Origin of the sequence: Pseudoalteromonas sp. Z9A6 (assembly GCF_011378805.1) — a bacterium.
Taxonomy (GTDB): domain Bacteria; phylum Pseudomonadota; class Gammaproteobacteria; order Enterobacterales; family Alteromonadaceae; genus Pseudoalteromonas; species Pseudoalteromonas distincta.
Genome location: NZ_WTKZ01000090.1, coordinates 1 through 9,786 on the forward strand (window position 1 = coordinate 1; position 9,786 = coordinate 9,786).

9 protein-coding genes are annotated in these 9,786 nt (G+C 40.0%); 4 read left to right on the top strand and 5 right to left on the bottom strand.

All coding sequences use genetic code 11. The features are described from left to right. Nucleotides 1-67 precede the first annotated feature (67 nt). Nucleotides 68-1,285 carry an S-methyl-5-thioribose kinase gene (gene mtnK, locus GQR53_RS19600; RefSeq protein WP_165744895.1) on the bottom strand — a complete coding sequence of 406 codons (1,218 nt, stop codon included), beginning with the start codon at nt 1,283-1,285 and terminating at the stop codon, nt 68-70. A 129-nt stretch (nt 1,286-1,414) separates the two neighbouring features. Here mtnK and mtnA point away from each other — a divergent pair, with 129 nt between their 5' ends. Further along, nucleotides 1,415-2,440 (top strand): S-methyl-5-thioribose-1-phosphate isomerase, encoded by a 1,026-nt coding sequence (gene mtnA / locus GQR53_RS19605; protein ID WP_165744894.1) that lies wholly within the window; start codon nt 1,415-1,417, stop codon nt 2,438-2,440. 62 nt (nt 2,441-2,502) lie between these two features. Here mtnA and GQR53_RS19610 read toward each other — a convergent pair whose 3' ends face one another. Genes GQR53_RS19610 through GQR53_RS19620 form a run of 3 tightly spaced genes read right to left on the bottom strand, consistent with a single transcriptional unit; the run spans nt 2,503 to nt 4,354 of the window. Beyond that, complete coding sequence (locus GQR53_RS19610) at nt 2,503-3,045, bottom strand: acireductone dioxygenase (RefSeq protein ID WP_165744893.1); 543 nt, start codon at nt 3,043-3,045, stop codon at nt 2,503-2,505. Beyond that, nucleotides 3,042-3,728, bottom strand: coding sequence for an acireductone synthase (gene mtnC / locus GQR53_RS19615; RefSeq protein ID WP_165744892.1), 687 nt, complete (start codon nt 3,726-3,728; stop codon nt 3,042-3,044). The genes GQR53_RS19610 and mtnC overlap by 4 nt, the downstream gene beginning before the upstream one ends. Continuing rightward, a complete protein-coding gene (locus tag GQR53_RS19620; RefSeq protein ID WP_165744891.1) occupies nt 3,725-4,354 on the bottom strand; it encodes a methylthioribulose 1-phosphate dehydratase in 630 nt (209 codons plus the stop codon). The genes mtnC and GQR53_RS19620 overlap by 4 nt, the downstream gene beginning before the upstream one ends. A gap of 108 nt (nt 4,355-4,462) precedes the next feature. On the opposite strand from GQR53_RS19620, the gene GQR53_RS19625 reads away from it, so the two are divergent. The 3 genes from GQR53_RS19625 (at nt 4,463) to GQR53_RS19635 (ending at nt 7,857) form a co-directional block, all read left to right on the top strand. Continuing rightward, nucleotides 4,463-5,605 (top strand): methionine aminotransferase, encoded by a 1,143-nt coding sequence (locus GQR53_RS19625; protein WP_165744890.1) that lies wholly within the window; start codon nt 4,463-4,465, stop codon nt 5,603-5,605. Further along, a complete protein-coding gene (locus GQR53_RS19630; RefSeq protein ID WP_024606305.1) occupies nt 5,593-6,366 on the top strand; it encodes an amidohydrolase in 774 nt (257 codons plus the stop codon). Before GQR53_RS19625 ends, GQR53_RS19630 begins: the two co-directional genes overlap by 13 nt. 75 nt (nt 6,367-6,441) lie before the next feature. Further along, nucleotides 6,442-7,857 carry a mannose-1-phosphate guanylyltransferase/mannose-6-phosphate isomerase gene (locus GQR53_RS19635; protein ID WP_165744889.1) on the top strand — a complete coding sequence of 472 codons (1,416 nt, stop codon included), beginning with the start codon at nt 6,442-6,444 and terminating at the stop codon, nt 7,855-7,857. A gap of 30 nt (nt 7,858-7,887) precedes the next feature. Here GQR53_RS19635 and GQR53_RS19640 read toward each other — a convergent pair. Then, nucleotides 7,888-9,786 (bottom strand): response regulator (locus GQR53_RS19640; protein WP_165744993.1); only part of this gene is annotated, 1,899 nt, incomplete at its 5' end.

The following is a 9,786-nucleotide window of genomic DNA, read 5'->3' on the forward strand; positions in this document are numbered from 1 at the left end:
TCCCCGCTAATTTCTTAGCAGGGATTTGTGTATAAGAGACAGCTTATAGCGCCTTTTTTAATGCTTGTTAGTTTAATTGGCTTATTAATAAACTAAAGAATGCTTCTTTGTTGTTGCATGTTTGTGCATTTAAAATAAGTTGCTCGCCTAGTGCTAATGTTTGTTTTTGCACTGTAAGGCGCGCATTGTCATCACTAATTCTATCTATATCGCTTACGTGCGCAAGCCCAATAGTACGCCTAATTAACTCAGCACCACAGTAACCAACAGCATCTTGCAATACGTTTTTCATAAAGTATTGCGCATAGCCTACTGGCGCTAATGATTCATCTAATGTTTTAGTGCGTATTAATTCAAGCCATTGCTGCTCAAATAAACTATAGGTGTCTACGATACAGCTAAGTAAATGTGTTTGGTAATTGCGACGTGCTACAAAGTCATCAATATGCCCTGCTTGTGCGCAGTAATTCAATAGTAAATTACCAATAAAAGAGCCAATATCGAACCCAATAGGTCCAAAAAAACCAAATTCTGGGTCAATCATCTTTGTATTATTATAATCAACAAAAATGCTACCGCTGTGCATATCACCATGAAGTAATGTTTGCGGCTTAGATAAAAAATTAGCTTTTAGTTTTGCTATTTCTAACTTTAATGCGTTGTTTTTTTGTATTGCGTCAACTTCGTTTTGTAGTTGTTTTGGGTAGTTATTGCGTTCGTGCTCAATGTACGGATCGCTAAAAAATAAGTCTTCCGTGATTTGGCAAAGCTCAGGATTAGTAAATTGGCTAACGAGTGCTTTTTTAGTTTGCGCGGTTAAGTAAAAATCTGAATTATAAAAGCCGGTGTGGCTTAAGTAGGTCGCTACATGCTGTGCCAATTTAGGGAATTGCTCTGCATTATTTTGTGCAGTACGCAATATTTGTAAATTACCTAAATCTTCTAAAATAGTCAGGGCTTGTATTTCACTATAATGTAAAACATTAGCAGTATAAGCTGGGCAAATAGCACCATGGTTAAGTAAAACTTGTGCTTCTATACGGGCTCTATCAAGTGTTAATGGCCACGACTCACCCACGCAACGCGCGTAAGGCAGAGCTTGCTTTAAAATAACACTATTGTTTTGCTCATCAGTAATTCTAAATACTAAATTAAGATTGCCATCACCAAACTCATATGCCGATAAGGTTTGTCCGGAATCAAAAAAATTACATTGTTTAGATTCAATTAATGTCGATACGTAATCGATAGCGCGCTGTGCATTAAAAGCAACATAGTTAGTCATGGTTTAAATCTCAAAAATCAGCTTTTAAGCATTCTATACTTTTAAATGTTTAGATGTCTACAAGTCTAGCTTGAGAGTTATTCAAAGTGGTGTAAAATAACGTTACGCATTTTTAATACCTTAAGCATTATGCAAAACTTAATCGCAAGCAGTTTAAAATATGAAAACGGGTCGCTTAGTGTGCTCGACCAATATTTACTACCTCACCAGCAGGTATGGCATCAGTGCCATGATGTAGAAACCATGAAAGAGCTGATCATTAACTTAAAAGTGCGTGGAGCCCCACTTATTGGTTTAGGCGCGAGCTTGTTAGTGGCGTATTTAGCTGAGCAAGGGGTAGTGAAAAGTGAGCTTGAAAAAGCAATCAATGAACTAGAAGCCACTCGTCCAACGGCGGTTAATTTAATGCATTGTATGGCGGCATTGCGAAAAGCTTTAACGCAAAGCGATTATGTTGCCGGTATTGTTAGTACTGCTGAGCGGTTGTTTATTGAAGATATTGAGCTGTGTGAACGAATGGCAAATCGTGGTGCCGAGCTTATAAATAGTGGCGACAACATATTAACTCATTGTAATACAGGGGCGCTTGCAACCGCTGGTATTGGTACTGCACTGGGTGTTATTTACAAAGCGCAGCAAAAACATGGCAACGTACATGTGTGGGTTGATGAAACACGACCATTATTACAAGGCGGCCGCTTAACGGCCTTTGAGCTTGAGCGCTGGGAAATACCGTACACATTAATTTGCGATAATATGGCGGCAAGTTTAATGGCTGCAGGTAAGGTGGATAAAATAGTAGTAGGGGCTGATCGTATTGCTGCCAATGGTGATTTTGCTAATAAAGTGGGCACCTATAATTTAGCCGTACTTGCGTATTTTCATAACATTCCATTTTATGTAGTTGCGCCTATTACCACGCTTGATACCAACACCGCGTGTGGTGATGATATAGAAATAGAGCAGCGTAATCCTCAAGAAGTGCGCGGAGTTAGCGGTAGCTTTGGTGAGGCTTTATGGGCACCCACCAATGCTAATGTATATAACCCTGCATTTGATATAACTCCGGCAAAACTGGTTACAGGGTGGGTGTTAGATACAGGTGTGTACAACCAAAGTCAGGTTGAAAATGGCGATCTCATAAAGCTTAAGTAGCTTCGCGATATTTTGGTCCACGTTATGTGTATTCGTGTGGACCAAGGTTTTGAATGACTAACTTATGATAATAACGGAAATTGCTTTGCAATAGACGAGTCAGTGCTTTTTGCTACCCAGCCCTCTGTATTGTTAAATAAGCGAATGGCAGTAAACTCAGGGTCGCTGCCCATATCAAACCAATGCGGGGTAAGTTCAGGCACTGAAATTAAATCGCCTTGTTGGCAAAGTACCTGATAAACCTTATTGCCTAAATGTAGGCAAAATAGCCCTTGGCCTTTTACAAAAAAACGCACTTCGTCTTCACTATGGGTATGTTCAAATAAAAACTTTTTGCGTAGCTCTGATGCGCCAAGATTACCTTTAGCTAGAGATATAACGTCTACTGTTTGATAGCCATTTTCGGCTTTTAACCGATCTATATCGCTTTTGTACGCACTAATAATTTGCTCATGGGTGGTGTGCTGATTAATATCTGCATTTGCTTGCCACTGTTCAAAACGTACGTTTACTTTAGCTAGTTGCTTTGCAATATCATCAGCATTTGATGTGCTTACAAGTGCTTTGCTTGCATCGTTGTCAGCATATATTGTTAATTGACTCATACTAATTGCTCCAATTTAAATTGGCTAAAGTCATTAATATAAGGGTGTGCTTTAGTGCTTGCTTGCCCATCACGAATTAAATGTATTGTTTTTAAGCCGGCAGCTTGCGCGGCATCAAGCTCGCCGGCTACATCACTTAAAAAGAGTATTTCTGCTGCTTTAAACGGTAACAGCTCAACAATGGTGTTATAGGCCATTTGCTCTTGTTTTGCGCCAACTTTGGTGTCAAAAAAGTCAGTAAACAAGCTGCGAATGTCACCATAATCACTGTATTTAAAAAGTAGCTGCTGCGCTTTTACTGACCCTGACGAGTACACATATAAAGCTATATCGCTGTTGTACTGAGCTTGTAAAAAATCAAATGCATCTGGGTATAAATGCCCTTTAAAATCACCGTGTTCATACCCTGTTTGCCAAATTAAGCCTTGTAATTGCTTAAGTGGAGTGATTTTTTTATCTTCATCAATCCAGGTAAGTAAAGTGCTAATGACTTCTTCAATATCGGCGTTTGGCTTTTCGATAAGAGCTTTTATGGCACTAATTTGCTCAGCTACATCTGGCTTATTAGCATTGGCACGTACAAAGGTAGGTAATTGTTTTGCTGCGTAAGGAAACAACACCTCTTTAACAAACGAGATACGGGTTATTGTGCCTTCGATGTCGGTTAAAATGGCTTTAATCATTTAGTTACTCCCGCTTGAATACCTATTATTTTTAAGCGCTCTAGTTCGCAACTAAATAAAAACTCTAAGGCTTCTAGGTGGCGACGAACTTCATCAATATTACGCCCTACTGCATATAAGCCATGGCCACGTATCAGTACGCCGTGCTCTATAGGTGTATGTAAATGATGGTCACTAACCAGCAGGCTTAATCGGTCAATATCTTGATCGTTATCGAAAATAGGAATGCTCAGCGTTTCTAAATGCGAAGTAAAGCCGCTCAGTGCTTTTTGCATTTCATAGCCTGTTAAATCAAGCTGATGCCCTTGGGTAATTTGCGACAGTACGGTAGCGGCTACAGAGTGAGTATGCAAAACACACTGCGCATCAGGTATAAGCTGATACAAACTTAGGTGTAATTGTGTTTCTGCCGATGGTTTTGCAGCTCCTGCTAGGCGCTCGCCTTGGTGATCTAATTGCAAAAAATGCTCTTGCGTCAGTGAGCCTTTATCGTGCCCACTTGCTGTAACAACAAAGCCAGTGCTAGTACGAGCTGAAAAGTTTCCGCCTGTTGCGGGTCCCCAGCCTTTTTGGCTAACCCATTTTCCGGCTTCAATAAGTTGTGAAATAGCGGTATTGTTTTGCATACATTCCTCACTAATGAGCGTAAAGTTAATTGTTTTTAGACGGCTATACTTCTGTTTTAAGCAATGATAGCATCGCTTTAAGCGCAAAACCATCATTAAGGGCATCACGTGTTTGAAAGTAAATTACCAAATTTAGGCGTTAGTATATTTAGCCAAATGAGCGGGTTGGCTAATGAGTTTTCGGCAATTAATCTCTCTCAAGGCTTTCCTGAGTTTGATGCTCCTGATCTTTTAAAAACGCAGTTAAATTATTATGTGCAGCAGGGCGTTAATCAATATTCACCTTCAAGTGGTGTACCACGATTACAGCAACAAATTGCTGATTTAGCAAAGCGCAAATATGCAGCTGATATAAACGCAGCTGATCAAGTTACTGTTACCTCAGGTGCAACAGAGGCATTGTTTGTGGCTATTCAAACAATTGTGCGCCCAAGTGATGAAGTGATTGTATTTGACCCTGCATATGACTCTTACCAACCGGCAATTGAACTCGCTGGTGGAAAGTCGGTACACATTGCTTTAAGTGCGCCAAATTACACTATTGATTGGCAAGTAGTAAGCCAAGCTATTACTAAAAATACCCGTGCAATTATTATTAATACGCCTCATAACCCAAGCGGTAAAATATTACAGCCACAAGATATAAAAGCGCTTAAAGAGTTAGTTGGTACTCACAATTTGTATGTAATAAGCGATGAGGTATATGAGCACATTACGTTTGATGAACAACCGCATTTAAGCGTATTACGCGATGATGAATTATTTGCCAAAAGCTTTGTTGTATCGAGTTTTGGTAAAACGTTTCACAGCACGGGCTGGAAAATGGGTTACTGTATTGCACCTGCCGATTTAGCTGTCGAATTTAGAAAAATTCATCAGTACGTTACGTTTTCAAGTTTTACCCCCGCACAGCATGCGCTTGCCGATATGCTCGAGCAGCAAGGTGAGCATATAGATGAGCTAAGCGGGTTTTATCAGCAAAAACGCGACTTATTAGCGAGTCATTTAAGTAACAGCCGTTTTAAAATTTTACCTAGCCAAGGCACTTACTTTTTATTGTTAGATTACAGCGATGTATCGGATTTAAACGATGTTGAATTTTGCCATTGGTTAGTTGAGCAAGCCGGTGTTGCGGCTATTCCGTTAAGTGTTTTTTATCAAAATCCACCAACCGACAAAGTAATTCGTTTATGCTTTGCTAAAAACGACAACACTCTCATAGAGGCTGCGCAAATATTATGTCAACTTTAACCATTACAGCATTGCAAAGCTCGCTTTATTGGCTTGATAAAGATGCTAATTTAGCCATGTTTAATAAGCAGCTTGAAGCAATTACGCATCAGCCCGATCTTATTTTACTGCCCGAAACATTCTCGACTGGCTTTGCTATCAATTTAGATTGTGCAGAGCCTGAAAACGGTAAAGTACTGACGTGGTTAAAGGCGCAGGCTCATAAACATAATGCGGTTATTGCGGGTTCGGTACTTGTTGCACAAGGCGATAAAAAAGCGAATCGGTTTTATTGGGTAAAACCCGATGGTGAGGTGAGTTATTACGATAAGCGCCATTTATTTCGCTTAGGCAGCGAGGGCGATTACGTTGTAGCAGGGCAAGCGCGCAAAGTTTTTGAAATCAATGGTTTTAAACTATTACCGCAAGTATGCTATGACCTGCGCTTTCCGGTATTTCAACGTAATAATAACGACTACGATGTAATGATAAACGTAGCAAATTGGCCTGCTGTACGCCGCCATATTTGGGATACGTTACTTATGGCGCGTGCAATGGAAAACCTATGTTACGTAGTAGGTGTTAATCGCGTGGGGGAAGACGGTAATGGTGTGGCGCACAATGGCGGTACAGCGGTATACGACTTCAAAGGCGATGCATTAACTAAAGCGCAAGATGACGCAGAGCAACTAGTTACTATAACACTTGAAAAAGCGCCACTGGATGAGTTTAAAGCAGCGTTTCCTGCCTATTTAGATGCAGACTCTTTTACATTAATATAAACACGTTAATTTAGCGCAGAGCCAATAAAGTGTTAAAATAATCGCTGATATTTTTGTTGGCGGCTAATGTACATTATGAACACTTTAATCACTCCTGTAATTTTAGCAGGTGGCATAGGCTCTCGCTTGTGGCCGCTTTCTCGCCAAGCAATGCCTAAACAATTTTTACCACTACTAAATGAAAACACGTCATTGCTACAAAGTACGTTGGCGCGTGTTTCTGATGAGTTGTTTGATAATGCTATTTTAGTGTGTAACGAGCAGCACCGATTTATTGCCGCCGAGCAGGCTGAAAGCTCAATTCCTACTGCGTTATTACTCGAACCTAAAGGTAAAAATACCGCGCCTGCCATCGCATTAGCCGCCCACTATGCACTACAAAATGGGATTACTGGTCCGCTATTAGTGATGCCTGCCGATCATCATATTAAAAACTTTGATGTATTAACGGCTAAGCTCCCTGAAGTTGTAAAACTTGCTGAGCAAGGAAAGCTAGTGACGTTTTCGATTACTCCTACAGAGGCGCATACTGGCTATGGTTATATAAAACAAGGCGCGGCTATTGCTGGAACGGGTTGTTACGATGTTGCACAATTTAAAGAAAAGCCTGACTTAGATACAGCGAACCGTTATTTAGCTCAAGGTGGTTATAGCTGGAATAGCGGCATGTTTTTATTTACCCCCACAGCCTACTTAAAAGAGCTCGAGCGGTTTGCGCCAAAAATAGCAACGAGTGTCGCTGCAGCGGCGCAATTTACCAAAGATTTAGGGTTTACCCGCCCAAGCAACAGTGCGCTTGAACACTGCCCAAGCGATTCAATTGATTACGCCATTTTAGAGCGCAGTAATAACGTAGTTGTTATGCCTGTTGATTTAAAATGGAGTGATGTAGGTAGTTTTTCATCCCTTGATGCGCTTACAAAAAAAGATGAAAACGGTAATAGCTTAAATGCTAATTATATGGCTCAAAAAAGCACTAATAACTTAGTTATTAACGAGGCTGAACACACTATTGCCACGCTTGGAGTTAGCAATTTAGCAATTATTCATACTCATGATGCCACGTTAATTGCAAACCAAAATGAGCTAGATTCTCTGCCTTTGTTGCTTAAGAAAATTGCTATAACACAGGCTGATAAACTTAATCATCATCAAGTGGTTTTTCGCCCGTGGGGGAATTACCGTACTTTGGTTGAAGGCACTGGCTTTAAAGTTAAAAAAATTACTGTAACCAGCGGTGCTAAGCTTTCGACGCAGCGCCATCAGCATCGCGCTGAGCATTGGGTGGTGGTTTCGGGTATTGCAGATGTGTGTATTAATGAGCAAGCGTATACGCTAACGCACGACCAATCGTGTTATATCGCCGCAAAGCAAATTCATAGTTTGGCTAATAATCAAAAAGAGCCGTTAATAGTTATTGAAGTGCAAACCGGTGCTGTACTTGATGAAAGCGATATAGAGCGATTTGATGATAAATATGGAAGAGGCTAATCATTAGCTTTTTTTAAAGCTAATTCACTATTACTCTAACTGCCCACGCACAAACTTTAAATATTGCTCTAAGCTGCGTTGCCACAGATCTAGCGCTTCATCAAGCATATCGTTATGTGGCTTTTTATCGAGTAAACGGCGCTCTATTTTTTTAAGCTCAATACCATAGCGATTAAAACCAAGTTGCAGAGCGGTACTTGCTTGGCGATGTAAAAGCTTAATGCATTGCTCTGGTTGTTGGTCAATAAGCTTTTGACAGCGAATTAGCTTGTTGCGGGCTGAAAGCACAAATTCATTATAAATTGAAGACACTTCATCTTCACTAAATGAGCTGGTGAGTGTTTCGGCCGCTGTTTTGTCATACAAGGTATCAATAAGCTCTACTGCAATGCTCGCAGTTTGATTAGATTGAGAGTCACTAAGTGCTTGGCGAAGCTTTTCATGCTTAATAGGCTTGCCTACAATGTCTTTTATTCCTAATTCTAAATACTCTTTTACTTCGTCAGGGCTAAGGCTTGCAGTAAATGCGAGTACAGGCGTTCGTTGATTTTTATGATCAATGCGTTTTAGACGTTTAAGTACTTCTTGGCCTGTTAAATCAGGTAGGTTCATATCAAGCAAAACAACATCGAAGTGGTGAGCTTGCATGAGCTCTATGGCACTTTTCCCATCTTTTGCGAGCTTAATTTTGTGTTCATCGTCGGCCATGAATTCTATAGCAATTTTTTGATTTAAATCTAAATCTTCAACCAGTAATACATCAAGACCTGTTAAGTAATCTTTAGTTTGATGGCGCTGCTCTACAAGGCTTAATTCACCTAAAGTAAAAGTAACGGTAAAGCTAAATACACTACCAGTACCAAGCTGGCTGGCTATTTCGAGTCGGCTACTGAGCTTTTCAAGCAGGCGGCTAGTAATAGCTAAACCAAGGCCGGTTCCGCCTTTTTCTTTTCCTGCGCTACTTTGTACATAAGGTTCTGTTAAGTAGGCTATCTCGTCATTTTCTATACCTGGTCCTGAATCTTTGACACTAATTTTTATAGTGTGCTCAAGTTGTTTTTCTAATACTAAATCAACCTGAATTTTAACGGTTCCGTGATCTGTAAATTTAATAGCGTTACCGACTAAATTAATAATTATTTGTCTAAGTTTTTGTTGGTCGCAGTAATAACAGGCTTGCTCAGGAATATTATAGATAAGCTCAAATTTTAGCTGCTTTTGCTCGGCCATTGGGCTTAGTAATAAACATAAATTATTAAGCCATGTTTTAAATTCTACATCTTCTTCGTAAAGCGCTTCGTCACTTTGATCTAGGCTCGCGTAATCAAGGACCTTATCTACCAACAAGTTAAGTGATTCGGCAGAATTTATAATTGCCTCGCAATAGGCTTTATTGCGGGTATCACTTGTTTGGTTCATAACAAGTTGGGCGCTGCCTAAAATACCGTTTAGTGGGGTGCGAATTTCGTGGCTTATTGTTGATAAAAAGAGCCCGCGAATTTCTAAATCTTTTTGTGCTTTATCGGCGAGTTTATTGAGGTGCTGTTCTCTGCGCTCATTACATAATAACGCCATACCTGCAGCATAAAACATGGGCGCAATTACCCCATTTAAAAATAATAAAGAGCTAAACCAGCCGTTTACTAAAAGATTTTTTTGTTCAATGTTATCCATAAATAACGAGCGGCCGATAAAGCTCAAAGCAACAAGCGTTAAAATGGTTATGTATACAATGCTGCCATTAGGGTAGGGTTTGCGCGCGTACTTAATAAATATAAAGAGTAAAAAGCCGGCTTCTGCTATGTGTTGTATATCGGATGCAATCACTCTTTCGTGTAGAGATGGGTCAAAAAAGGTGTAATAGCCAAGAAAAAAAAAAAAAAAAGCGGTTACTGAGCAAAGTAATTTAAAACCAATGCCGTGATAATT

What these genes read in the sequence shown, in the direction of transcription:
- mtnK (WP_165744895.1), bottom strand. Translation starts at nt 1,285, where the DNA reads ATGACTAACTATGTTGCTTTTAATGCACAGCGCGCTATCGATTACGTA.
- mtnA (WP_165744894.1), top strand. Translation starts at nt 1,415, where the DNA reads ATGCAAAACTTAATCGCAAGCAGTTTAAAATATGAAAACGGGTCGCTT.
- GQR53_RS19610 (WP_165744893.1), bottom strand. Translation starts at nt 3,045, where the DNA reads ATGAGTCAATTAACAATATATGCTGACAACGATGCAAGCAAAGCACTT.
- mtnC (WP_165744892.1), bottom strand. Translation starts at nt 3,728, where the DNA reads ATGATTAAAGCCATTTTAACCGACATCGAAGGCACAATAACCCGTATC.
- GQR53_RS19620 (WP_165744891.1), bottom strand. Translation starts at nt 4,354, where the DNA reads ATGCAAAACAATACCGCTATTTCACAACTTATTGAAGCCGGAAAATGG.
- GQR53_RS19630 (WP_024606305.1), top strand. Translation starts at nt 5,593, where the DNA reads ATGTCAACTTTAACCATTACAGCATTGCAAAGCTCGCTTTATTGGCTT.
- GQR53_RS19635 (WP_165744889.1), top strand. Translation starts at nt 6,442, where the DNA reads ATGAACACTTTAATCACTCCTGTAATTTTAGCAGGTGGCATAGGCTCT.